Below are 23,785 nucleotides of genomic sequence, written 5' to 3' on the forward strand. Positions count from 1 at the left end.
GTCGGCGAGCGATCCAGTCACTTGGGAGATCGCGTTGACACACTAGCCCCTGCCCACCGAGAGGTCCCAGCTATGTCGCGCCCGTTCGAAGAATCGCCCTACGCGTTTACCGTCCCGCCCCTGGTCGAGGCGGTGCCGGCTGCACGAGACAGAATTGTGAGCCGTGCAAGGCGGCTCGGGCTGGCCCTGAACGAGGAGCTGGCCCAGGACTTGAAGTTGCTCACCGGAGAACTGGTCGCGAACTCGGTCATGCACACGCGGGCCGCGTGCATTGTGTCCGTACAGTGGACCGGACAGCGGCTCCGTGTGGAAGTCACCGATGTCGACCCCACTACGGTGCGTCCGTCTCAAGCTCGGTCCGCGGACGAGAATGGGCGCGGTCTCTTCCTCGTCGCAGCGTTGGCAACGGAGTGGGGATCACACCCCTGTGCGACGGGGAAGAAGACCTGGTTCGAGCTGACGGTTCCCACGTCCGTGAGGGACACCAAGACCGGGATGCCCTCACACGCCGAAGCACCTGCTGACCACGCGGCCTTCAACCGCGCGGTAGACACCCACTCCGCCGTTATGGAACCCGCGCCAATCGCCAGTCCATGTACACGAGTCGAGCACCAAGCGGCTTGAGCTGCTTCGAACCAGACAGAAGTGGTCATCCAGCGAGCTCCTCGAGAGCCGCGTCGATCCGGGCCAGGGTGCGGTCCTTGCCGAGCCTCTAGAGACTCGAAGAGCGAGAGGCCGACCGTGCGGCCCGTACGGCGACGCGTACCAGGGCTTGGGCCTTGCCCAGCTTCAGGCTGTGCCCCTCGCCGGCGGTCAGGACCGGCTCCTTGAGGGACTCGGGGCTGATCCAGTCGGCCATCCCAACTTGGCACGGGCCGTGGTCAGGAGGGCCACTGGATCGCCTTCATCGCACGCCATCGATCAGGGTGGACGCTCGCATGGAGTCGGTAGTACACCGTCTCGCGCCGCCGCTCGTCGGGCGCACCGTCGTGTTACCGACGTTATGGGCGAGCAGGTAGTGCGCGAGCAGCACGCTGCCCGTGCTACCGAGAGCTGTGACTCTGCATTTCAGATGGCGAGTTGAGCATTGGTGTGTGACTGGGCTCGCACACCAATGCCCCCTCCCGCTGACGTTGCGGCGGTACCAGAGTGGGTGGCATGGGCAAACGCCGTAAGCATGGCCCGCTCGGGCCTGGGTCGGGAACGCCGCCATCGGGCCTTGACCCTTGATCCTGGACACACGAGACACTGGATCCTGAGGATCTGAGAACGGACATCTCGTGGTCATGAAGAACTATCCGCCGCAGTTCAAGGCGGACGCGGTCGCGCTGTACCAGTCGCGTCCCGAGGCGACGATCAGGCAGGTCGCCGCCGATCTGGGGATCAACCCCGAGACCTTGCGGAACTGGGTCCGAGCGGCCGGAGCGAGCCGGCCCCGGGGGCGCCGGGCGGATGTGCCGACCGAGCCGCCGACGCCGTTGGAGGCGGAGAACGCCGCTCTGCGGAAGAAGGTCCGTGAGCTGGAGGAAGAGCGCGAGATCCTGCGGAAGGCGGCGAAGTATTTCGCCGGGGAGACGCGCTGGTGAACCGCTTCCAGTTCGTCGCCGACCATCAGCGCCGTTACGGCGTGAAGCGGCTGTGCACCATCCTGGGCGTCGCCCGCTCCAGCTTCTACTACTGGCGGGCGACGGCCGCGGACCGGGCCGCCCGGCGGGCGGCGGACGCCCGACTCGCTGCCCGGATACGGGTCGTGCACCGCGAGTTGGACGGCACCTATGGCGTCCCCAGGATCACGGCCGAGCTCCGCGAGGCGGGCGAGCGCGTCAATCACAAGCGGATCGCGCGGGTGATGCGGGGTGCCGGTCTGGCGGGCGTGCGCTTGCGCCGCAGACACCGCACCACTGTTGCGGACCAGGCCGCGGCGAAGGCCCCGGACCTCATCGGCCGCGACTTCACAGCAAGCGAGCCGAACACGAAGTACGTCGGCGACATCACCTATCTCCCGCTGGACGGCGGGAAGTTCCTGTATCTGGCCACCGTCATCGACCTCGCCTCACGCCGCCTGGCCGGCTGGGCGATCGCGGACCACATGCGCACCGGCCTTGTCACCGACGCCCTGTCCGCGGCCGAACGGACCCGCGGCAGCCTCGCCGGGGCGGTCATGCACAGCGACCACGGGGCCCAGTACACCAGCCGGGCCTTCGCCGACGCCTGCCGCCAGGCTGGCGTCCGCCAGTCCATGAGCGCGATCGGCAGCTCGGCGGACAACGCGCTCGCCGAGTCCTTCAACGCGACGTTCAAACGCGAGACGCTTCAGGGCCGAAAGCACTGGTCCAGCGAACGCGAGGCCTGTCTCGACGCGTTCCGCTGGCTCAACCGCTACAACACCCGACGCCGTCATTCCAGCCTCGGACAACGCAGTCCCATCGCCTACGAGACAGCATTCGACACAACAGCAACTACCCTGGCCCAAGCCGCATAGCCCGTGTCCAAGAATCCGGGTCAAGGCCCATCCGCTGCCGTGGCTCCGACACAGGACAAAGTCTTGTCCACCCGCGACGAGCTGGCCAATCGGCTCATCCGGGAGCTTGCGGACTGGCGCACCTGGGATGCGTACCGCAAGCGGTATCTGTGGGACGAGTACAACGACGGCATCACCGATCCTGACCCGTGCGAGTTGCGCCTGGTCGACCTCGTCGTGCCCACTCCCCTGCAGCACCCCTTCGTGGCTGCGCTGCTGCAGGAACTCGGTGAGTATGCCGCCGAATACGCCACAGAAGATCCGGCTGCTGTGAAGGCAGTAGCGGTGTACGACTCCTGGGCGCCGCAGCAGCCGAAGCGGGTTGTTCGCATCCATGGCGGCTGGTGGAGCCTGATCACGCGGTACCCGCGCGCCGACCCTAACGAAGTCGGGCCTGCGGTTGTCCTTATGGACGGCATCATCGACGCGCACGACATCAGTCCCGCACCGGCCCTGCCCGGATATCTAGAGACGATCATGGCTGCCGCTCCGGAGCGAGGCCGACCCGTTCCGGATGAGCCGGACGCCTGGTTCACGTGACGGACCAGCGTGGGTCGGCCGGTGCTCGCCGTATGAACGGGCCGCGCTCAACCTGCCAACTCACCGGACTCCGGTCGCAAACCCGACCGGCCTGGCGCTCACCCCCACCTGATCTCGCTTCTGGTCGCGCCTCAACTGGGCCTGGACGTAGGCAGAATGGTGCCATGGACGCTGGACTCACCGCGCTGCTCGGCGCCGCCGTAGGCTCACTTGCCACCCTCGGCTCCGCGATGGTCACCGGGCGCGCGGCGGCGCGCTCGCAGTTCGGCCAGTGGCGCCGGCAGCACCGCCGGGACGCCTCCGCGAACTACCTGAGCGCCGTGTACGACCGCGATGTCGCCCTGGACGCAGTGCGCGACGCGCTGCGGGCGGACCGGCCGGACCTGCGGGACGTCGACGAGAAGATGGAGCGCTTCGCAGCCCAGGTCCGCGGCGTCCACCGGGCCGCCGAGTTCGTCATCCTCGAGGGTCCGCCTTCCGTGGTGGAGGCGGTCTACAGTGTGGTCCACGCGGCCGACGACCTCGCCGAGGTCATGCGACGGATGGTGCGTGATGCCCACGCGGAAGACACCTCCCGCAAGGCCGCGGACACCGCGCTCGCCGCCGAGCGGGAGCACCTGCTGTACCAGGCCGTGAAGAGCCTCCGAGCGGCGGCCTCCGACGTCCTCGGCGATAGCCGGATACGCGTCTACTAGTCGCGGTCCTGGGCTCGCCAGCGATTCGCCAAGGTGAGGTCGTTCAGTGCTGTGACCTGCTGCGCAACTCGGTGCGGGCTGATCAGTGAAGTCGAAGATCAAAACAGCCACTCATCGCGTAGCGACGTCGTAGACGCCCTCGACGGGGCGCCACTGCCTGCACACTCAACAAACGTGCTGCGCATCATCACCAGGTTCGGCTGTCGGCCCGTTACGCGACCACGCTGCTGCGGGCGCTGCTTGTGCTGACCCACACCGAAGTCGCACGCTGACAGACGATCTCGGGCGCAGACAACCACCCGCGACCAGCACGAGTACGAGATCGCTGACTCAACCAGCCCCAATAACCTGCGGGTTCAAGTTGGACGAGGCTCTTCCTCATCAGGCCGATTCACCCCGCTCCAGGAGCGGCCTTGAGGTGGGCGGTGAGATCTTGAAGCGCGGTCCACGCCCCGGAGTCGGTTCCGTCGCTCAAGAGATAGTGCAGGGCAGGGTGCGCGTGCGTGCCGAGTTGTCGCGGGCGCAGGGCGACGGGTGGTCGTCGGGCGTGGGTGAGGCCGATGGCGTTGACGTCTCGGGCGCCGAGGGTGAAGGACAGCGGGAGGGGCGGGGCCTCCAGACGCGGGGTCAGGGTCAGGTCCGCGCGCGCTGCCCGGAGCGTGGTGAGCATCGTCACCAGGCCATGCTCGTCGACCAGCGCGGAGGCGAGGGCTTCGATGGCGTCCAGGGGAACGTCCGTAGCAGACGTGTATCCGTGCGTGAGCGCGATGTCTTGGGCGACGCCAGCCTTCGTACGCGTGATGCGGTGTGTGGCGATGGACGGTTGGTCCGGTGCGCCGATCGCGACCAGGTGGGTCGGAGCTGGTGACCGGTCGCGGGCCAGGTCCGTCAGCTGGCGTGGTGACCAGGGCAGGTTGACCGGCTCCGACGTACTCCAGCCCACCGGCGCCGCACCCGTCAGGTGGCGCCAGGCGGTCTCCAGACCGCGGCCGAGGACCAGGTCGTCGGTGGGGGCGTGGACCGTGCGGAACGTGACGGTCAACTGGCGTTCCGGGGTGGGCTCGGTCTGCTGGGTGAACGCATCGACGACCGTCGTGCCGGTCGGGAGGAACGTGCCCTGCTGCCAGGCGAGGGGGACCCCGGACAGGCCGTCGTAGAAGCCGCCGGCCGGGGCCTGGATCACCCACCGGTTGGGGGCGCCTCTGAGCGCTGTGCGCAGGGGGAGAGTGAGCCGGGTCTGGGGCGGAGTGACCAGGTGCAGGGCGCGGTTGGTGGCGCTCGTGGTGCGCAGGACGTCGGAGAGCCAGGTGGTGAAGGCGAGGACGGGACGGTCGGAGATGACGACCGCCGTGGAGTCGGTCAGGACGTCGACCGAGGGAACGGTGGGAGCGGAGGGGGCGACGACCTCCTGTGCGTCATCGGCCGACTGGTCCTGCGGGATGGCCACCACGCGTGTCGTACCTGCGGCGCGTGGCCACGCTGTCCCGCCGAGCAGCGTGGTCAGGCGTCCACACAACGATTCAGCGAGAGCTTCTGCTTCGGGTACCGAGGTCGAGGCGCGGGTCTCGGTCCACCAGTAGGGCGGCGGTGGCGCTGACACATCAGGGCCGAGGAGGCGTTCCGCTTCGCCGGGGATGTGGACCAGGAGGGGTGCCTCGACGGAGACCAGGGGACGGCCGGCGCGTGTGCACAGCTGGAGGACGCCGCCGTCACCGGTGGAGGTCAGTCCCAGGTCGGGGCCGCCTGCTGAGAGGCCGGCGATCAAGGAGCGGGTATCCGGCATCTTCGGGGTGAGGGCTATAACGTCTTTGGTCACGTCGGGAACTCGCCCACCCAGGAACGTTCGAGGAGGTGCTTGGGCAGGTACGCGGATTCGACGTCGACCGGGATGTCCGCGTCGAACGCCATGCAGGCGACGGCCAATGGGGCCAGAGCCACAAGGCCTTCGCTGCTCTTTGACCGTGTCTCGTTCTCGGTCCAGAACTCGCGATGCCAGGTGAGTGCTTCCGCAAGAGCGGTGTTGAACGGCTCCGGCTCCTGCCGCTGGTAGCGGTGGAAGATCTCCAGCGGCGGATAGAGGATTTTCAGCATCAGTTCGGCACTGGCAATACGGGGGGCTTCGGGGTCCGTCCCATCAATCGCGGCGGCCAGGGTGTTCCAGGTTTCCGGGCGGCCGAACCAGGCATTCTGCAGGGTCTCCACCCAGGCGTAGACGTACTCGTCGAACTCCACACCTGACGCGCGCAGGAATGAGACGGGTACACGGGCGAGTTGGTCGAGACGCTCGTTCTCCCGGCAGATCACCGCCAAGTAGTACGTGGTGAGCCAGTTGCCGGCGTGCAGATATTCCTGCGGGCCGGTTGCCGGAAGGTTCTTGATCTCACCTTTTCCTCCGATACGGCATGGGACAGGGCCTTCCGCAGCCGCTCCAGAGATGAACAGGCCCGATCCGACCTGCATCGCGGTGACCCAGGTCTCCCACGTCGAAAATTCCTCACCCGAGGGATCCGTCAGGCAGTTCCATTTGGCGACAGTCAGTGAATAGTCCAAGGCATCGAAGCGGTCAAACTCTGACGTTTCGAGTTCAGCAAGTGCTTCGTCGTTGCTTTGGACGATCGGCGCCATGGCTTCGGCCACGTTGTCCACGGGGAAGTCGTGACGGGAAATATGGATGACCACGCCCCTCCCTTTCTCAGTTGATTTTCATGTGTTCGATCACGACGCCAGCATAGAGGGTGCCGTCCGGCTCCTGGACCTTGACCAGGACGTACTGCAACTTCCTGTCCTTCAGCGCCTGTCTGAACTCTCGCGCGAGTTCGGCGTCCCGACCGCCACGTTTCGTCATCTCGCCCAGGATGGTCCGCAGGTACAGATACGTTCCCTGCTTCACTCGCATACCGGCCGCCCCGCCGTCGTCGCCGACGTGCGGTCGCCCAGGATCCTCGGGGTCGGCTCGTCCCTGTCGCCATTGGAGATCGTTTCCCGGCGCCTTGTCCTCAACGATCAGGATCTTGTCGTCCTCAAGCCTGTATGCGCCGTCGAACATGTGGGCCCCGGTGGGCGTCTTGGGGAGGTCGATCTCCTGAGCGTCCGGGAACTCGCGTCGAACGGCGTGGAGCCTGGAGGCGTCCTCACCCAGCTTCTCGGAGATCTTGCTGTTCGGAGGCACGTCTCCGAGCTGTTTTCCATAGGCCTTTTGAGCAGCGGCAAGGGCCTCGCGGTTCGATGTCGAGGGCGTCTCGTCGAAGGCCTTCTGCGCGTTCATGAGGTCCATATAGGCGCGACGGTCAGCGGTCCTTCTGTCGAGCCTCGGAAGAACGTCGTCGGGGGCGGTACTCCGCGGCAGCGGCTTCGCACCGAACCGGGTTTCGGACGGACCACTCGGCAGGTCGTGCTTGGCCACGAAGCGCCCTTGCGCATCCTTCGCGAGCTGGGGAAGTTCGACGCCGTCCACCAGTCCGATATGGGGTCTCCTGCGTCCGAGGGTGTCGTAGTGCTTCTTGCGCCACTCCGGGTCTTCGTTGGCCCTCCGGACATGCTCGTCCTGAATGGCCTTGCGCTCGGCAGGAGTCAGCTTCCGCTGTCCTTCGTCACGGGAGCCGTCGCTGTCCGCCCGATCCGCCCGATGCTCATCGGGCCCTGCCGACCGTGTGGCGCGGTCATGCGGCCCGCCATGTCCAGGTCCGGAACCGGTTGGGGTCCCCCTGCCCGTTCCCGGACCGTCTCCCGAACCATGCCCGACACCGTTGCCCGGAGCGCGCTCGCCCGTCCGGCCCACGTCGGCGACGGAATTCGTCCCCGCGTGAGCACCGACGAGTTCTGGCTCCCGGGTTCCTGTCACCGGGGCGCGAGACGTGGAGTCGTCCCCGGCGCGGGCGGCGGCCGACGGCTCGGCCTTGGCCTGGGAGGCGTGCTGGTGAAGGGTGCCGTCGGCGTTGAGCAGGTGGCCCTTGTCGGTGAGGCAGACGACCCTTCCGGTCGCGTCGTCGACGTACGGGATCGCGTTGTCGGGAACCTTGGGCGACCGGAGGGCATCGCCTCGCTCGAGCAGGTCCAGTGTTGCCCCGGAGTCCAGTCTCTTCAATGTGCTGAAGGCGTCACCGACTTTGACGTAGGCGAACTTGCCCGCCTTGCCGACATACGTGAACGGGTCGACGGCCCGGCCGACCTTGCCCACGACCGACACGGCACGAGCGGCCGCTCCGGTCCGGCCGACACCGGTGGCCGCCGCGCCCGCCCCTTCGGTGCCCAGCAGGCCCAGGACGTTGAAGCTGACGGCGCCAGCAGCCCGGGCCGGGTTGCTCTCCCACGTGTCCCAGGCGACAAATCCCTTGACGGTCTGCTTGTAGGTGGTGCGGGAATCGCGCAGCCACGAGGGGAGTTTGTCGTCGGGCACCAGCCACCAGGTGCCGAGGGTGGCGCTGGTCAGGAAGGAGGCAGTGCCGAGCTTGGCCAGGCCCGTCCACGCCTCGCCCGCCGCGTCCGAGCCGTCCGCGCCGAACAGGGTGCCCACGCCATGGACCGTGCCCATCACACCGTCGGTCCAGAAACCGTCCCAGACCTGCCCGGACGTGTGCGTGAACCAGTCCCAGCCCTCGTACTCCTGCTCGACAGCCGCGCCCCACGGGGTCTCCCCGGCGTGATCGAGGTCCTCGGCGCGATAGCCGTACATGTTCTCGCCGTGCGAACCGTCATCGACGGTGAGCGTGGTGCCGCCGACGAGGGCGGTGATCTTGTTGTGGCAGGCGCGTTCAGCGGCCTGGAAGGCGGCGACTGTCTGGTTGACCTCGCGCCATAAGCCATTATTGGTGTCGACCTTGTCTTTGTCCTTGCGCCAGTCGTCGTCCCCCGCGACCGAGTCCACGAACGTCCGCGCGTCCGCCTTCAGGGTGGCCAACTTCTCCACCAGCGGCCTGACATCGACACCATACTCATCCAACGCGCCAGCGACCTTCTCCAGATCGTCCGCGAACGCGTCCGCCTTCGCCTTCACCGGCTGCGTGGAGGAGAACAGGTCATGGGCCTCCGGGGCACGGTAGAAGGCCGACAACCCCTGGAAGGCGGTGTGCAGATCCGCGCCCGAAGCCCGGAACTGACCCGCGTTCGCGTACAGCAACATCACGTCGATGCCAAGGGTGGACAGATCCCCGAGGAACTGCGGTATCCCCGACGGGTCGATCAGCTTCGCCTCGTCCGCCATCACTGACCCTTGGCCGGCGTATCGACCCCAGGCAGCTCGACCTTCGGTTCCTTGGCCGCTTCACGCTGTGCGTTGGCCGCCAGAGTCAGGTCGCCCTCGACGTAGTGCCCGGTGGCCTCCGCAGCCCCGCTCAGCGACTTGGACGCCCGCTCGGCGATATAGAGCAGGTCACGGCTCCACTGCTGCAGAAACTCCCCCAGCGCCGCGCCCACCACGCCAACGGTGCTGGTGTAGGGCCCGTACTGACTGGTGATCATCCCCGCCGCCGAGGCGGCCTCCTCCAGGTTGCCCTGCATCGCCGAACCCGCCTCCGACAGGTTCTTCCCATGCGTACCCGACGTCTCCAGAACACCGCGCACCCCGACCGGGTCTATGTCCCACCCCGTCACACCGCTCTCCCAACCCCCGTACACGCCAAGAGCCACCCGATACAGAGCGTCAGCCCCTGCCGCCGCACCGACTGTCCCGACAAGACGAACGTCTCATCGATCATCGAACATGCTCTCGCGTACGCCACTGCGGACACAACATCGTGCTGCGGCATGAGGCTGGAACCAGTCACTTCACACGGCGAGAACGGGCGCCTGCTCGCCCCCCTTCAACCGAAGCGTCGCCACTACTTCGCCGACATCACGTTGTCTACACAGCGCCCCACCGTGCTCCGCATCGCCGCAAAAGCCGCGCAGTGTACCGCCGAGCTGCCAGTTCTGAGGCAAGTGCCGCCCGAACGGAGAGGCAGGTGCCTGACCTTGGCGAGGCTGGGTGACCACGAGGACCGAAGCAGCAGAACAGCCGTGCATTCGACAGTCGCGCCCACAGGCCAACGTCTCTGCCCCAGCCTTTCTGCAACAAGGAGAGAAGCGTGAGCATCATCGCAACGACAGCCACTGAGAGCGACGAGGACTTCCCCGCCCGGGCCCTCCAACTTGCCGACGCCCCCTCGATGCCCCCGACCGAGGCAAGCCTCGAGCCCAGTGACCGGCAGCCGTGCACTGTCCACCCAGACTGGTGCACAGAAACCGGCAACCACTACGACCACTTCGGAACCCTGCACACCGTCAAGGGCAATGACGGCCGGGAGCTGCTGAATGCGCACCTTCTGGATCTGTCTGGTTCGAAGCCGATCATCGGTCTGGGCGACACGGACACGACTGCGGCCGAGGCCCGCGTCAAGGCGACGGAGCTTCGCAGGTTCGCCGACGAGCTCGAGACCCTCGCGGACAAGGTGGAGGTCTCCGCCAGCCACGAGCCATCGGGCACTCCGCAGATGACCGCCTGCCCCGCTGGCGTCTCGTTCTGCGATGGAAACCCCAGGGAACACGAGGACCCGCGCGAACACCTTCACCACGGCCCGCTAATCGCCATGGGGGCTCACCGCCCTTACGCTTGTCAGCGCAGAAACGGCATCATGGCGTTCCAATTGTCCCAGGTCGACGACGAAACGCCCGGCCTGGACTTCGTGGCCGGCGGCGACTGGCCGACGCTCGACCTCGGAGAGGTCGACGAACTGATCAGCGACATGAGCGCGCACCTGGCGAAGCTCCGGGCCGCACGTACGCAGCTCGCGTGCCTGGTATCCGGGCGGACCGGCGAGACGGCCGCAGCGCTTGACCGCACCTGGATGTACGACGACAGATACGGCACCCGGCACACCGTCACCTGCCCGTCCTGGTGCACGACGGACCACACCTTTGAAATGAAGGGCAGGCCCCACCCGGCCGACGTACACCACCAGATGTACGGCGCTGTGGCCTCTGCCGAATACACCGAGGCCTACGAGGAGTACGAGTCCTGGCAGGTGCTCTGCGCACACCTCGCCGTAAGTCCGGACTCGACAGTCAGCCCGGCCTACCGAGTCCCGCACGTACTGGTCGAAGTAGCCGCCGACATGTACACCCGCCCGATGGGTCCGGACCAGCTGGCCGAGTTCATCGAAACGGTGGCCGGGCAGCTGGAAGAGCTTCGCGCCATGCACCCTCGGCTCACCGCAGCCCGCGCCGAATGGGCCGCGCGGAACGACACGACGGCCGACGCCGAGGCCGCGTAACCCCGCCGGGCCAGGGCCGCCACGATGCCTGCGGCTCCAGCGCCATGCTCCAACAGCTGTCGCGAACACCCAGCTCAGAGGCGTCGCCCGCCCCTCCGCTCCAGGGACTTTTCAGGGACTTTCAGCTCTGTCCGAGGGACTTCCGAGGGACTTTTTGCCGCCTAACGCGGCAAGCTCCTGAAAGATCGGAAAGGGCCTCCGACGCAGGTCAGAGGCCCTCTCCCAGGTAAAACCGCAGGTGGCGGCAGACGAGTCGGGCTGTACGCCGGGTTCTGTTCGGCATGCGATATGGACGCCAGAACATCTAATGAGCTCAACGGCGAGCAGGTACACCATCTGGACGGACAAGTTCCACCGGCTGCCGTCGGCGGCGGCTGACTTTTCACCCGTCGCCGAGAGCTGCTCTTACGGCGAAATCCTGCTGCCTCACTCCTCTCTCCATCAGGCAGCCAGATGCAGACCAGCTTGGGTCACCGGAAGACGGCGCACGGAGTGCACATCCGGATACGCAAACGAGACATCGAGCCCCGACCTGGTCGCCAAGCGCTGCTCTCGAAGGACCAACTCCATCTGCACCGGCCCGCCAGTTCGCTTCACCTTGTGAGACACCGACTCCAATGATTCGTAGAACTGCCATGCCGACGACTGAAACGAGAGCTCACCCAGCCCCGGAGCTGCCGCTAGGCGGAAAATCACACGGGCATCAGGCCTTGGCCCCGCCCCAGCCCGCGCAGCCGCCTTGCGTTCAAAGGGATCATCGGGGCACCCGCAAGGCTGCCCCTCGTCCGGCATCGGGGGAAGCGACCTCGAGCCGTCGCAGGCATGGACGAGTCCCCGTTCGCTTTCCAGAGCCAGTCGGTGCCTCACATTGGCCACACTGGCGACAATCACCGCGATGCCTTCTGCGTAGAGCTTCCGGGCATGAAGGTCGCCTCCGGAAGCGGCACACGCCACCTCTCCCTGATACAGCCCGGAAGCGCGCTCCGCGACTTCCCTGCTCTTGGTGGTCAAAAGCCAGGGGCGAAGCCCTGCCCGTCGCCCGGTCCGCCACTCTTCCGCCGTGATCTGGCCGACGAGTTTTTCACGACCGTATATCTGGGCCATGCCAGCACTCCTGCCCTTCGGATTCCGAGGATCCAAGGATGCACGGGTTCTGGAGCTTGGCTGAGCCGGTGTTCTCGTGTAGGGGCGAAGCCCTCACACAGCCGTCGAATCAGATGCAATGAAGCGGCCCACCGGACTTCATGCAACGCCCGCTGGATCACGTTCCGGTCCGTGCACTACGCCTGCCACCCAGCGCACCGGTGCTGAATTCGGGTAGAGAATGACCCGCACACCGAAGTCCATGAGGATTTCCTTACGGGCCTGGACATCCAACGCTTTGTCCCAGCGATCCTGCACGGTCTCTCCCGTCGCCCGCCGGACCATACCCGGCGAGCGTTCCGGCTCCAATTCGAGCTCCGCCAGCCGTTGCCCCATCGCCGCGTACCTCTCCCGGAACCACACAGCGTCATCTGGCGCGTCATAGAGTCCAGCCTCGCGGTCAGCGCGCAGGCGCTCGCGGCTGGCCTTGAGCTCGGCCACGCGTTCCGCCACGCCGTTCCCCTGGTCGTAGACCGTCTCGAAGATCATTCCATCGCCGAACCTCTGCAGAAACCATTCCTCCACGCACGCGTCCAGTAGCCGTGCCTGTATCAGTGGTGCAGGCCGACACTCCTTCGCACTCAGCCATCCCTTGTTCCGGGCAGTACACACGTATCGAGGCGGCTCATCGCGTGAGGTCTGCGTGTACAGCCGGTTGTGGCACTGCCCACACAGCGCCAACTCCGTCAGCATGTAAGGCCGGTTTGCACGGCGGCCGATCCAGGGTGTTCGCCGGGGAACCAGGGCCTTCTTCAGGGCCTCGTGCGTGGGACGGTCCCACAAGCCCTCGCAGAGCCGCATGGGGTTTCCGTCTCGGTCGATCACCGGCTTGTTCTGGTGCATCAAGTAGCCCAAGGCCGCCTCGGACAGAAGTATGTTCTTCAGGCTTGTCGGCTGCCACGGGCGGCCACCTGCCGGCTTGCCGTACATGACGGCCAAGTGGTCAGCGGGCGAAAGCTCTCCGGACCGGCTCAGGCGGGCCGCCTCGCTGCTGGCGGTGACGATTTCCGGATCGGCCAGGATGCGACGAGCGACCCTACGGATGACAGTCGAGGCGTGCGGATGCAGGACGACGTGATCGATCTTGCCGCCCATCACGGTCCGCACGTACTGGAACCCGTAGGAGGGCTTCCCCTTCGGGCGTCCCGCTGCCCGCGTCTTCTCCGTAGCGTTGCGGTTTCGGCGCTGGATGGCCCGCAGCTCCATCTGCGCCCCCCAGGCCTCCATAGTGAAGCGGTTCTCGTCCACCTGATCGTTCAGGTCCCACGGACCGTCATGGCCGTAGGTGACGAGTAGCTTCCCCTCGTCCCGCATCTTGTAGCCGGTGTTGAGGCAGTCCACGACGTTGCGGCCGAGCCGGTCCACGGCGGCAGCCACCAACCCGTCGTACGGACCCCTCTCATCGCGGAGCCAAGGGCCCAACTTCGGCCGGGTCATCGGGTCGGTCGCGCCCGACACCTCCCAGTCGTCGGCCCAGCCGATGATGTGGCCCCCGACGGAGGCCGCGGTGGTAAGCACGTCCTCGCGCTGCCGTTCCGGAGACGACGTAGCTAGCTTCATCCGCGACAGCCGCCGTACTCCTAGCAGGCACTTTCCGCATCCGTCGTAGGGGCGTTCGATCATGTTCAGGTCCGTACCGCGCAAGACTTCTCCGTTCCGAACACGCAAGGTACGGAGATTTGGCGGCCACACCTAGGATGATCTTGCTCAGCCCAGGAAGCTCAGACGAACCTGACGGTTGTCTTTAGAAATGTTCGTGTCCACCAGGCACACCGACTGCCACGTCCCCAGTTCCATGCGGCCGGCGACGACCGGAAGTGTGGCGTGGGGCGGGACGATGGCCGGGAGGACGTGGTCGCGGCCGTGGCCGGGGCTGCCGTGGCGGTGCTGCCAGCGGTCGTCCGCCGGGAGGAGGGTGTGCAGTGCGGCGAGGAGGTCGTCGTCGCTGCCGGCGCCGGTCTCGATGATGGCGATCCCGGCCGTGGCATGCGGGACGAAGAGGTTGAGGAGACCGTCCCGGTCGGCCGCCGCCTCGCGCAGGAACGCCTCGCACTCGCGGGTGAGATCGACGACCCGCTCACGGGAACCGGAGGCGACGTTCAGAACTCGGGTGGTGAAGGAATCGGACATGACCGCCATCCTCGCGCATCGTCGTGGTTCGAGCCCGCGGCGACCGCACATCCGGTGATACGGCGAGTCCACCTCGCGAGATGCCCATTGACCGTACACGGACCATCTGGCTACGTTCGGCCGCATGTCGCGTTCAGTCATGCTCACTTCGCGCGGTCACATCGACCTGCTGCGGGTGGCCTCCGCCGCGTGTCGTCGCGGCCACTGACGCCTTTCACCTCCTCCGGCCTGCCGCCGCCCTATCCGCACACCCGACGCCGCCTTCGGCCCCCGCTCGTCTCCGCCGGAAGCCGTCCGCTTCCGTCTGGACCCGTTCCGTTGAGCCGGGTCCACTGAGGCCAGCCGTGTCGACCGGCGTCCGACGCGGTGGTGTCGCAGGGCCGCCCCCACCGGCGCTCTCCTCCTCGTGGAGCTCTCATGAGCATCAGCCATGCCCCACCCGGACCCAAGACGGATGTTCCGGATACAGCCGACGCCCCGCACCGCTCTCCCGATCTCCCCGAAATCCTGCCGCAATGGCGACCGACATTCACCGGCCGGTGAGCACCCAGGCGGGCCCTGCCGGCGCCCAGAACGCCCACGCCGATGTCGTGACCGCCTGTTCCGGCGCCCAGGCGGCCTCCGCCGGTGCCCGCGTCGTGCATGCCGCGCATGTCGAGGGGCTGACCCGCTCCTTCGACGGCCGGGCCGTCATCGACGACCTCAGACTCGACGTCCGACCGGGCGAGTTCGTGGCCCTGCTCGGCCGCAGCGGCTGCGGCAAGTCCACTTTGCTGCGCATCCTCGCCGGGCTCGACCGCGACATCGAGGGCACCGTCCTCGTGGCGCGCCGCACGGCGTTCGCGTTCCAGGCACCGCGGCTGATGCCGTGGAGGAGGGTGTGGCGCAATGTGCTGCTCGGGCTGCCGGGCAAGCCCGAGCGGGCCCGCGCGAAGCAGGCGCTCACGGAGGTCGGCCTGGATCACCGCTTGGGCGCCTGGTCCAAGACCCTCTCCGGTGGCGAGGCCCAACGTGTCACCCTGGCCCGGGCGTTGGTCCGTGAGCCCGATCTGCTGCTGCTCGACGAGCCGTTCGGCGCCCTCGACTCGCTCACCCGTATCAAGGCCCAGCGTCTGGTGGGCGAGTTGTGGCAGCGCCGCGGCTGCGCGGTGCTGCTCGTGACGCACGAGGTGGAGGAGGCGGTGCTGCTCGCCGACCGCGTCCTGGTGATGGACCAGGGTGTCATCGCGTACGAGACCGAGGTCGACCTGGACCGCCCCCGTGACATCGCCGACCCCCGGTTCGCCGAGCTGCGCGGCCACCTCCTCGAACGGCTGGGCGTCGACACCGCCGCCGAGGCAGCCCGAACTCCCCCGGCGCCACGCGAACGCTCCCCCTCGCGGCGCCCCTGAACCCGACTTGCCCAACCGCCCGGAATCCCCCATGCAACGACGTCTCGCTCCCGCCCCGGCCCTGACAGGCTGCGGCGGGAACTCCTCGGCCGCCGCCAACGCCACGATCACGGTCGCGCCGAGGCCTGTCCGGGGCCCGCCCGAGGCCTGTCCGGGGCCCTCCGGCTGCTTGATCGATCGTTCGGGAAGATCGGCGACCTCCCCACAGTTAGTAGAAGCGTGAACAACGTGCGTGAGGTCGAAGTAGTCGTCATAGGCGCTGGTCAGGCAGGTCTGGCCGGCGCTTATCACCTGCGCCGCACGGGTTTCGAGCCGGAGCGCGACTTCGTGGTGCTGGACCACTCCCCCGGCCCGGGCGGCGCCTGGCAGTTCCGCTGGCCGTCACTGACGTACGGCAAGGTGCACGGAATGCACGCGCTGCCGGGCATGGAACTGACCGGCGCCGATCCGTCGCGTCCGTCCTCCGAGGTCATCGGGGAGTACTTCGACGCGTACGAGCGCACGTTCGACCTGCGCGTACGGCGTCCCGTCGACGTGCGGGCCGTGCGGGAGGGGGACGGCGGGCGGCTGCTCGTGGAGACCTCGGGCGACGCCGTGTGGTCGGCGCGGGCCCTGATCAACGCGACGGGGACGTGGGAACGGCCGTTCTGGCCGCGCTATCCCGGTCAGGAGACGTTCCGGGGTCGGCAGTTGCACACGGCGCAGTACCCCGGCCCTGAGGAGTTCGCGGGGCTACGGGTCGTGGTCGTGGGCGGGGGCGCCTCCGGGACGCAACATCTGCTGGAGATCGCCCCGTACGCCGCCTCGACGACCTGGGTGACCAGGCGTCCGCCGGTCTTCCGGGAGGGGGAGTTCAACGAGGGGGCCGGGCGCGCGGCCGTCGCGCTGGTGGAGGAACGGGTGCGCCAGGGGCTGCCGCCGAGGAGTGTCGTGTCCGTGACCGGGCTGCCGCTGAACGACGCGATCCGGCAGGGCATCGCGGACGGCGTCCTGGACCGGCTGCCGATGTTCGACCGGATCACGCCGGACGGGGTGCAGTGGGCCGACGGACGTCACGTGGACGCCGACGTCATCCTGTGGGCGACCGGATTCCGTGCCGCCCTCGACCACCTGGCCCCGCTCCGCCTGCGCGAGCCGGGCGGCGGCATCCGGATCGACGGAACCCGGGCGGTCGCCGATCCGCGGATCCACCTCGTCGGCTACGGCCCGTCGGCGAGCACCATCGGCGCCAATCGCGCGGGGCGGTCGGCGGTACGGGACATCAGGCGACTGCTGGCGGGCGAACCGGTCACCGCCTGAGCCCCGTACGACGTCCGACGCTCACCTGGAAGCGGTCGGCGAGGGCTTCTTGCGGTTCTGGTTGAACTCGGCGACGTTGCGCAGGTGCTCCTCATAGCTGGCCGTGAAGCGGGTGTCGCCCGGCTTGACCGTGACGAAGTACAGCCAGTTGCCCGGCGCCGGGTTGATCGCGGCACGCATCGCCTCCTCGCCCGGGTTGGCGATCGGCGTCGGCGGCAGACCCATGCGCTGGTACGAGTTGTACGGGCTGTTGATCTTCGTGTCGTCGACGCTCGTGTCCAGCGTGGAGCGGTTCAGCGCGTAGTTGATGGTGGAGTCCATCTGCAGCGGCATGCCGCGCTGCAGGCGGTTGAAGACGACCCGCGCCACCTTGCCCATGTCGGCCTTGCTCGCCGCCTCGGCCTGGATGATGCTCGCGATGGTGACCGCCTGGTAGACGTTCATGGCGTTGCGCTGGGCCCCGGCCGTGACCTGACCGCCGCCGAACTTCTTGTTCGCGGTGTCGACCATGAAGGCCAGCAGGGACTCCGGGGTCGACTTCTCCGCCAGGGGGTACGTCGCCGGGTAGAGGTAGCCCTCCGGATTGCCATCGGCGTCCGGCGGGAGCCTCAGCCCGGCCTTGGCCAGGGACTTCTTGGTGGCGCCGGCGGGCAGGGCAAGGGCCTTGTCGACGGCCTCGTACACCTGGGTCGCGCGCCAGCCCTCCGGAATCACCAGGGAGGTGGGGCGCTTCGCCTCGCCGCCACCGCTCTCCACGCTCAGCAGCGGCACCGCCACGGCGGTGGCCGCCACGACGGCTCCGGTCGCGATGAGGGCGGCCCGGCCCCGACGCGTCAGTCGAATCGTGCTCGGTGGCGGAGTGTTCGTCTGCATGCGGGCACGGTAACCTGCAAATCACTCCAAATCCGGCATATTCGTGCATACTTTCATCTTGTCGGCTCCAGTTCTGCCCCTGCTCGCGCCGACGGCTCCAGGTCTGCCCCCGGCCGTGCCGACGGCTCCGGGTCTGCCCCCGGCCGTGCCGACGGCTCCGGGTCTGCCCCTGCTCGCGCCGACGGCTCCAGTCGCGCGTCCCGCCGTACGAGTGCCGCGTACCGGCCGTCCCGTTCCAGCAGCTCCTCGTGTGTGCCGCGTTCGACCGCGCGCCCGGAGTCGAGGACCACGATCTGGTCGGCGCCCCGGACGGTGGAGAGCCGGTGGGCGATGGTGATGGTGGTGCGGTTGGCGGAGAGCGCGTCGATGGCCTCCTGCACGGCGTGTTCGGTGCGCGTGTCCAGGGCGCTGGTCGCCTCGTCGAGGATCAGGACCGGCGGGTCGCGCAGGATGGTGCGGGCGATGGCGAGGCGCTGCTTCTCGCCGCCGGAGAAACGGTGACCACGTTCGCCGACGACCGTGTCGTAGCCGTCGGGCAGGGACACGATGTGGTCGTGGATCTGGGCCGCGCGCGCCGCCGTGTACAGCTCCTCGTCGGTGGCGTCCGGCTTGGCGAAGCGCAGGTTTTCGGCGACCGTGGCGTGGAAGAGGTAGGTCTCCTGGGAGACGACGCCGACCGCGCGGGCGAGCGTGTCGAAGTCCAGGTCGCGCACGTCGACCCCGTCGATCAGGACGGCGCCGCCCGTGACGTCGTACAGCCTCGGCACCAGGCACCCGAGTGTGGACTTGCCGGCGCCGGTCGGGCCGACGACGGCGAGGCTGCCGCCGGCCGGGACGGTGAGGTCGATGCCGTCGAGGATCGGGCGCGACTTGGCGTCGTTGTCGTCGCTGCCGCCGTAGCGGAACTCGACGCCCTCGAAGCGGACTTCGCCCTTCACCTCGTCGATACGGACGGGATTCTCGGGCTCCGTGATGTCGATGGGCAGGTCGAGGTACTCGAAGATGCGCTGGAAGAGGGCGAGCGAGGCCTGGATCTGGACGCCGGTGCTCAGCAGGCTCACGGTGGGCCGGAACAGGCCCTGCTGGAGCGAGACGAAGGCGACCAGCGTGCCGACCGAGACGGACGGGCCGCCGAACTGGAGGGCGATGCCGGCGGTCCAGTAGATGACGGCGGGCATGGCGGCCATGACGACGGTGATGATGGACATCCGCCACCGTCCGGCCATGTTGGAGCGCACTTCGAGGTCGACGAGCCCCTCGGACTCCTCGGCGAAGGCCTTGGTGAGCGAGTCGGAGCGGCCCATCGTGCGACCGAGCAGGATGCCGCTGACGGAGAGCGACTCGGTGACCGTCGCGGCCATCGCGGCCATCTGTGTCTGGCGCTGGGTGGTGATCCGCTTGCGTTCGCCGCCGACCCGGCGGCTTATCCACACGAAGAGCGGCAGCAGGAGCAGCGAGACGACGGTGAGGCGCCAGTCGAGCGCGACCATCGCGATGAGTGTGGCCACCACGCTGGTGAAGTTGGAGACCAGGGAGGTGGCCGTGGAGGTGACGGTCGCCTGCATGCCGCCGATGTCGTTCGCGATGCGGGACTGGACCTCGCCGGTGCGGGTCCGGGTGAAGAAAGCGAGCGACATGCGCTGCAGCCGGCCGTAGACGGCGGTGCGCAGATCGTGCATGACGCGCTGGCCGACGGTCGTGGAGATCAGTGTCTGGAGTACACCGAAGACGCTGGTGAGCACCGCGCTGAGGATCATGCCGAGCGCGAGCAGGCTCAGCAGACCCGTGCGCCCCTCGGGGATCGCGGTGTCGAGGATCTCCTTGAGGAGGAACGGGGTGGCGACCGAGACGAGGGAGGCGGCGCCGACCAGAAGACCGACGATCGCCAGGCGGCCGCGGTAGGGACGGAAGAGCGCCAGGATGCGGCGCAGCTGGCGGGGCTGGTGCGGCTTGTCCGCCTCGGTGCGCCCGGGGGTCCAGGCGGGTTTGTCGTGGGGATGCATGGGCTCCTTCGGAGGTGTCATGGCCGAACGGGACGATGTCAGGCAACTGCCAGGGAGAGTAGCCCATCGTTACCTATACTCACAATGAACATGGTCCTGATATTGTTCCCGCATGACCAGCCCTGACGCCGACGGCCTGCTCGCCGAGCAGCTGCTGCGGCTGACCCGCCGTGTGCACCGCATCCAGAAGCACCACCTCCAGCAGAACGGGCTGGAAATCACCCCAGCTCAGTCCCGGCTGCTGCGCGCCGTCGCGCACTACGAGGCGCCGCCACGCATGGCTGATCTGGCCGAGCGGTTGGAGGTCGTGCCACGCGCCGTGACGACCCTGGTCGACGGGCTGGAGGCGAGCGGGCGGGTGCGCCGGGTGCCCGATCCCACCAACCGGCGGGTGATCCGGATCGAGGTCACGGACGAGGGGCGGAAGGTGCTGCGGGAGCTGCGCCATGCGCGACGGTCGGCGGCGGAGGAGATCCTGGCGCCGCTGTCGGACGAGCAGCGGGGGGTGTTGGGCGGGCTGCTCGACACGTTGGTCGATGGGGCGCCGGGGGCGGAGCGGCGCTGCTGAATCGATTCCTTTGAGTGAATGAAGTGAATGAATTGCCTTGGACGCATGACAGGGGCCCGGCGCAGTGTGCTGCGCCGGGCCCCTGTCATGCCGAAAGGTGTGGTCAACCGAGCTCGGGAGCGGGCTCCTTGGTCTCGGCCTTGGACTGAGCGGGGACCTCCGCCTGCGCGGGAGCGGGCGCCTCCGCCCGCGCGGAAGGCTCGCCGGCCTTGGCCGATTCCTCGCCGGGCTCGTCCTCTTCCTCCACGAACTGGATCTCCCCGTCGAGCATCTTCTTCGCCCGGTCGGTGTCCAGCGCACCCTCCCACTTCGACACCGCGAAGACGGCGACGCAGTTGCCGAGCAGGTTGGTGACGACGCGCATCGAGTCCATGATGCGGTCGACGCCGAGGAGGAGCGCGACGGCTCCGGCGGGGATGGCGCCGAGCGAGGAGGCGGTCGCCGACAGGGCGAGGAAGGCCGAACCGGGGATGCCGGCCATGCCCTTGCTGGTCAGCATCAGCACCAGGATGACGGTGATCTGCTGGCTGAGGCTGAGGTCGACGCCCACGGCCTGGGCGATGAACAGCGTGCCGATGGAGAGGTAGATGGACGCGCCGTCGAGGTTGAAGGAGTACCCCGTGGGCAGCACCAGACCCACGGCGTCGTCACGGGCGCCCGCCTGGCGCAGCTTCTGCATCATGCGCGGCATGACGCTCTCGCTGGAGGCGGTGCCCAGCGCGAGCAGCATCTCCGCACGGGTGTAGCGGACGAACTTCCACAGGCTCAGCCCGGTCATCAGCTTCAGCGCGACGCCCAGCAGCACGAGGAAGACGAGAGCGACGGCGTAGCAGAGGATGATCAGCTTGGCGTAGGTCTTCATGACGCCGAGGCCGTACTCGCCCACCAGGTGAACCATCGCGCCGAACACGGCGAGCGGGGCCAGCTTCATGATGAAGCCGACGATCGCGAAGATGACCTCCTGGGCCTGCTCGATGGCGGGCAGGATCTTGGGCACCTTGGTGTGGCCGAGGTGCAGCAGCGCGGCACCGGTGAGACAGGCGAGCACGAGCACCTGGAGCAGCGCGTTCTCGGCGAAGGCGCCGATCGCGCTCTGGGGAAGCGCGTTCAGGATGAACTCGCTGGTCGACGGGAGCGAGCCACCGGCGGTCTTGGCGTCGACCGCCGAGGTGTCGAGCTTCGAGGGGTCGACGTTCATGCCCGAGCCGGGGCCGAAGACATTGGCGCCGATCAGGCCGATGAGCAGCGCGGCCGTGGAGGCGACCTCGAACCAGATCAGGGCCTTGAGCCCGATCCTCCCGAACGCCTTGAGGTTGCCGGCCTTGGCGATGCCGACGACGACCACGCAGAACACGAGCGGCGAGATCACCGTCTTGATGAGTCGCACGAAACCGTCGCCGAGCGGCTGGAAGGTCGTGGACGTGTCCGGCCACAACCTTCCGACGACGATTCCGAGCACAAGCGCAACACCGACTTGCGCGAAAAGTGAGGTACGCAGCATGCGTGCGACGCGTCGCGGCAGGGACGGTACGGACTGCGGCACGGGCACTCCTCCGAAGGGACTTTCTGGTATGCGGAAAAGTGCTTCCGCGCGGATCACTATCGGGGAGATCTCGATCGCGGGGAAGACCGCCGTGTTTCCGGCACGTAAATCATCGAGCGGGCGTCACGGCGCACGCATGAGACGTCAACAGCCCGAACTGCCCGCCCTGCCCCCTCCGCTCCCTTTGTCCTCCGTCAGTACTCCCTGCACGGTGACGAGGGAACGGTCGTAGCAACCGCCCGATCCGTACAGCCGGTAGCGCTCGCTGGTCGTCCCGACGGCGTGCCGCTGGTCACGCGGAACACCCGCCGTGTACGTGGCGTCACCCGTGTAGGTGTCGTCGAGCCGGGACCACGCGGTCCGCCGCCCGCCGTACGTCCCGGTGACCGCCGCCCGGTCCCCCAGCGTCAGTACCGTCCGCAGCCGGTCGCCCGCACCGAGCGTCGTCGTGCCGTCCATCGTGTACGACCGCTGCGTACGGGTCGCCCTGGCCGGTCCGCGCCCGTCGACGGTGACCGTCTCGTCGTCGGTCCAACGCGCCTTGAGCGCGTCGGGGTTCTCGCCGTCCGACCAGGTGTGCACGGAGGTGTTGGCGAGGCTGCGGCGGACGGTGGTCGTCACGCGGCCGTGCGAGGTTTCGACGTAGCCGGAGACCGTCAGCCGGTGGCCGCCCTCGGTGTCGAGGCGGTGCTCCGCACCGGGCGTGTACGTCGAGGCGCTGGCGAGGTCGCCCGCCCGGGACTCGGTCAGCGCGCCGGTGACGTGCTCACTCTTCTCGTCCTGCCAGACGAGGACGTTGACCGGGGTGCTCCAGCCGCTCTGCCCCTCGGGGACGCCGACCACGGAGACCTCTACACGGTGCGGGCGGCCGTCGTTGAGGAGCCCGGCGAAGGGGGTGAGGTCGTAGCGGATGGGCTGGATGTCGAAGGCGCGGGGGCCCGGGATCACGTACCAGAGGAAGGGGTTGGACCAACCGCCGGTCCACACGGTCGGGAACGGCGCGGCGATTCCGGCCAGTTGCCCGTCGACCTCGACCTGCACCTCTCGGTACGGGCCGTCCGTCGCCTTGCAGGAGTACGGCGCCGAGTCGGGCACGGTCAGATACCAGTACTCCTCGCAGCCCCCGCCGGAGCCGGTGGCGTACACCTCGGCGACGACGCGTTCGCTGTTGCGCGGGGTGGTGAGGGTGTTGCCGTCCTGGAGGGTGAGGACGCGGTCGGGGGTGGTCTCGGCGGTCTTCGCGGTGGGTCTGGCGGCGTAGAAGGTCAGGGTGACCTTGACGTCGAGGATGCCCGTGTAGGTGTCGTCGACGACGTTGCCGATGAGCATCTCCACGGGTTGCGCGGAGCGCAGGGTGTCGCTGTAGCGGGTGACGTCCTTCTCGACGGACCACTCGATACCGTCGGGCGAGGGCTGGGGTGTCGACGTCCGGAAGACTTCCACGCCGCCGATGTGCAGATGGCCGAGGCGGTCGTACTGGCGGCCCTTCACCTTGCCGTCGAGACGCAGGACGACCTTGCTCCAGCTCCTGCCGCAGTCACCCGGGGGCGCATAGGTGCCCCTGTACGGCGTGAAGTCCCTGAACTGCGCCTCGGCGACCGTCACTTCGCAGGACTTGGTGTTCTTCGGTCTGGTGACGGGCGGGGCGGCGGTGATCGGGTCGTGCCAGTCGGTGCCGAACTCGGCGGGGACGGCCACCGGTTGAGCCGACCGGGCGGGGGCCTCGGCGGATTGAGCGGGGGTGGCTACCAGGAGTGAGCTCGTGAGGAGGGTCGCTCCGGCGAGCATGGACATGACGATCCGGCTTCTCATGGGCGGTGTTCTACGGGGAG

General features: G+C 68.0%; 20 protein-coding genes and 1 pseudogene. 9 read left to right on the forward strand and 12 right to left on the reverse strand.

Translation table 11 applies throughout. From position 1 onward, the window contains the following. Positions 1–72: 72 nt before the first annotated feature. Positions 73–624 (forward strand): ATP-binding protein, encoded by a 552-nt coding sequence (locus SGFS_RS51355; RefSeq protein ID WP_350283989.1) that lies wholly within the window; start codon positions 73–75, stop codon positions 622–624. A 25-nt stretch (positions 625–649) separates the two neighbouring features. On the opposite strand, the pseudogene SGFS_RS09480 reads toward SGFS_RS51355, so the two are convergent. Beyond that, positions 650–906 (reverse strand): annotated as a pseudogene (locus tag SGFS_RS09480) (glutamate--tRNA ligase); the annotation flags it as partial. Positions 907–1,280: 374 nt separating this feature from the next. Here SGFS_RS09480 and SGFS_RS09485 point away from each other — a divergent pair. From SGFS_RS09485 to SGFS_RS09495, 3 genes are all read left to right on the forward strand, one after another. Then, a protein-coding gene (locus SGFS_RS09485; protein ID WP_434026647.1) for an IS3 family transposase occupies positions 1,281–2,482 on the forward strand; the annotation gives its coding sequence in 2 pieces (ribosomal slippage) (positions 1,281–1,566 and positions 1,566–2,482; 1,203 coding nt in all). A gap of 63 nt (positions 2,483–2,545) precedes the next feature. Next, complete coding sequence (locus tag SGFS_RS09490) at positions 2,546–3,061, forward strand: hypothetical protein (RefSeq protein ID WP_286249357.1); 516 nt, start codon at positions 2,546–2,548, stop codon at positions 3,059–3,061. A 164-nt stretch (positions 3,062–3,225) separates the two neighbouring features. After that, on the forward strand, positions 3,226–3,756 hold the full coding sequence (locus tag SGFS_RS09495) for a proline dehydrogenase (protein ID WP_286249358.1): 531 nt from the start codon (positions 3,226–3,228) through the stop codon (positions 3,754–3,756). Positions 3,757–4,147: 391 nt separating this feature from the next. On the opposite strand, the gene SGFS_RS09500 is transcribed toward SGFS_RS09495, so the two are convergent. The 4 genes from SGFS_RS09500 to SGFS_RS09515 are packed head-to-tail and all read right to left on the reverse strand — an operon-like array spanning position 4,148 to position 9,381. Further along, the gene (locus SGFS_RS09500) at positions 4,148–5,572 is read right to left on the reverse strand and encodes a DUF6177 family protein (RefSeq protein ID WP_286249359.1); all 1,425 of its coding nucleotides are present in this window, start codon (positions 5,570–5,572) and stop codon (positions 4,148–4,150) included. Continuing rightward, positions 5,569–6,435, reverse strand: a complete 867-nt coding sequence (locus SGFS_RS09505) for an immunity 49 family protein (RefSeq protein WP_286249360.1) — start codon at positions 6,433–6,435, stop codon at positions 5,569–5,571. Before SGFS_RS09505 ends, SGFS_RS09500 begins: the two co-directional genes overlap by 4 nt. 13 nt (positions 6,436–6,448) lie before the next feature. After that, positions 6,449–8,956, reverse strand: coding sequence for a hypothetical protein (locus tag SGFS_RS09510; RefSeq protein WP_286249361.1), 2,508 nt, complete (start codon positions 8,954–8,956; stop codon positions 6,449–6,451). After that, positions 8,956–9,381, reverse strand: a complete 426-nt coding sequence (locus SGFS_RS09515) for a DUF6507 family protein (RefSeq protein WP_286249362.1) — start codon at positions 9,379–9,381, stop codon at positions 8,956–8,958. Before SGFS_RS09515 ends, SGFS_RS09510 begins: the two co-directional genes overlap by 1 nt. A gap of 437 nt (positions 9,382–9,818) precedes the next feature. Here SGFS_RS09515 and SGFS_RS09520 point away from each other — a divergent pair, with 437 nt between their 5' ends. Then, on the forward strand, positions 9,819–11,003 hold the full coding sequence (locus SGFS_RS09520) for a DUF6907 domain-containing protein (protein ID WP_286249363.1): 1,185 nt from the start codon (positions 9,819–9,821) through the stop codon (positions 11,001–11,003). Between the two features lie 441 nt (positions 11,004–11,444). Here SGFS_RS09520 and SGFS_RS09525 read toward each other — a convergent pair whose 3' ends face one another. The 3 genes from SGFS_RS09525 to SGFS_RS09535 all read right to left on the reverse strand — a co-directional run bounded on the left by SGFS_RS09525 (position 11,445) and on the right by SGFS_RS09535 (position 14,276). Continuing rightward, positions 11,445–12,107, reverse strand: a complete 663-nt coding sequence (locus SGFS_RS09525; protein WP_286249364.1) for a recombination directionality factor — start codon at positions 12,105–12,107, stop codon at positions 11,445–11,447. 138 nt (positions 12,108–12,245) lie between these two features. After that, positions 12,246–13,769, reverse strand: a complete 1,524-nt coding sequence (locus tag SGFS_RS09530) for a recombinase family protein (RefSeq protein ID WP_286249365.1) — start codon at positions 13,767–13,769, stop codon at positions 12,246–12,248. An 84-nt stretch (positions 13,770–13,853) separates the two neighbouring features. Beyond that, positions 13,854–14,276 carry a secondary thiamine-phosphate synthase enzyme YjbQ gene (locus tag SGFS_RS09535; protein ID WP_286249366.1) on the reverse strand — a complete coding sequence of 141 codons (423 nt, stop codon included), beginning with the start codon at positions 14,274–14,276 and terminating at the stop codon, positions 13,854–13,856. Positions 14,277–14,400: 124 nt separating this feature from the next. On the opposite strand from SGFS_RS09535, the gene SGFS_RS51360 reads away from it, so the two are divergent. From SGFS_RS51360 to SGFS_RS09545, 3 genes are all read left to right on the forward strand, one after another. Then, positions 14,401–14,484, forward strand: coding sequence for a putative leader peptide (locus SGFS_RS51360; protein WP_350284083.1), 84 nt, complete (start codon positions 14,401–14,403; stop codon positions 14,482–14,484). Positions 14,485–14,791: 307 nt separating this feature from the next. After that, complete coding sequence (locus tag SGFS_RS09540) at positions 14,792–15,667, forward strand: ABC transporter ATP-binding protein (RefSeq protein ID WP_286249367.1); 876 nt, start codon at positions 14,792–14,794, stop codon at positions 15,665–15,667. A gap of 219 nt (positions 15,668–15,886) precedes the next feature. Then, entirely contained in the window at positions 15,887–16,966 is a 1,080-nt protein-coding gene (locus SGFS_RS09545) for an NAD(P)-binding domain-containing protein (protein WP_286249368.1), read from the forward strand. A gap of 21 nt (positions 16,967–16,987) precedes the next feature. On the opposite strand, the gene mltG is transcribed toward SGFS_RS09545, so the two are convergent. Together mltG and SGFS_RS09555 are read right to left on the reverse strand one after the other, a co-directional pair. Next, positions 16,988–17,839 (reverse strand): endolytic transglycosylase MltG, encoded by an 852-nt coding sequence (mltG, locus tag SGFS_RS09550; RefSeq protein ID WP_286249369.1) that lies wholly within the window; start codon positions 17,837–17,839, stop codon positions 16,988–16,990. A gap of 53 nt (positions 17,840–17,892) precedes the next feature. After that, complete coding sequence (locus SGFS_RS09555) at positions 17,893–19,842, reverse strand: ABC transporter ATP-binding protein (protein ID WP_286249370.1); 1,950 nt, start codon at positions 19,840–19,842, stop codon at positions 17,893–17,895. 112 nt (positions 19,843–19,954) lie between these two features. On the opposite strand from SGFS_RS09555, the gene SGFS_RS09560 reads away from it, so the two are divergent. Beyond that, a complete protein-coding gene (locus tag SGFS_RS09560) occupies positions 19,955–20,410 on the forward strand; it encodes a MarR family winged helix-turn-helix transcriptional regulator (protein WP_286249371.1) in 456 nt (151 codons plus the stop codon). 103 nt (positions 20,411–20,513) lie between these two features. Here SGFS_RS09560 and SGFS_RS09565 read toward each other — a convergent pair whose 3' ends face one another. Next, positions 20,514–21,953 carry a cation:dicarboxylate symporter family transporter gene (locus SGFS_RS09565; RefSeq protein ID WP_286249372.1) on the reverse strand — a complete coding sequence of 480 codons (1,440 nt, stop codon included), beginning with the start codon at positions 21,951–21,953 and terminating at the stop codon, positions 20,514–20,516. A gap of 144 nt (positions 21,954–22,097) precedes the next feature. Continuing rightward, complete coding sequence (locus tag SGFS_RS09570; protein ID WP_286249373.1) at positions 22,098–23,765, reverse strand: peptide-N4-asparagine amidase; 1,668 nt, start codon at positions 23,763–23,765, stop codon at positions 22,098–22,100. Between the last annotated feature and the right edge of the window lie 20 nt (positions 23,766–23,785).

This window comes from Streptomyces graminofaciens, assembly GCF_030294945.1.
Classification (GTDB): domain Bacteria; phylum Actinomycetota; class Actinomycetes; order Streptomycetales; family Streptomycetaceae; genus Streptomyces; species Streptomyces graminofaciens.

Excerpts from the sequence above, each read along its gene's own strand:
- SGFS_RS51355 (WP_350283989.1), top strand. The coding sequence starts at position 73 with ATGTCGCGCCCGTTCGAAGAATCGCCCTACGCGTTTACCGTCCCGCCC.
- SGFS_RS09570 (WP_286249373.1), bottom strand. The coding sequence starts at position 23,765 with ATGAGAAGCCGGATCGTCATGTCCATGCTCGCCGGAGCGACCCTCCTC.
- SGFS_RS09540 (WP_286249367.1), top strand. The coding sequence starts at position 14,792 with ATGGCGACCGACATTCACCGGCCGGTGAGCACCCAGGCGGGCCCTGCC.
- SGFS_RS51360 (WP_350284083.1), top strand. The coding sequence starts at position 14,401 with ATGTCGCGTTCAGTCATGCTCACTTCGCGCGGTCACATCGACCTGCTG.
- SGFS_RS09525 (WP_286249364.1), bottom strand. The coding sequence starts at position 12,107 with ATGGCCCAGATATACGGTCGTGAAAAACTCGTCGGCCAGATCACGGCG.
- SGFS_RS09535 (WP_286249366.1), bottom strand. The coding sequence starts at position 14,276 with ATGTCCGATTCCTTCACCACCCGAGTTCTGAACGTCGCCTCCGGTTCC.
- SGFS_RS09530 (WP_286249365.1), bottom strand. The coding sequence starts at position 13,769 with ATGATCGAACGCCCCTACGACGGATGCGGAAAGTGCCTGCTAGGAGTA.
- mltG (WP_286249369.1), bottom strand. The coding sequence starts at position 17,839 with ATGCAGACGAACACTCCGCCACCGAGCACGATTCGACTGACGCGTCGG.
- SGFS_RS09495 (WP_286249358.1), top strand. The coding sequence starts at position 3,226 with ATGGACGCTGGACTCACCGCGCTGCTCGGCGCCGCCGTAGGCTCACTT.
- SGFS_RS09555 (WP_286249370.1), bottom strand. The coding sequence starts at position 19,842 with ATGCATCCCCACGACAAACCCGCCTGGACCCCCGGGCGCACCGAGGCG.
- SGFS_RS09560 (WP_286249371.1), top strand. The coding sequence starts at position 19,955 with ATGACCAGCCCTGACGCCGACGGCCTGCTCGCCGAGCAGCTGCTGCGG.
- SGFS_RS09510 (WP_286249361.1), bottom strand. The coding sequence starts at position 8,956 with ATGGCGGACGAGGCGAAGCTGATCGACCCGTCGGGGATACCGCAGTTC.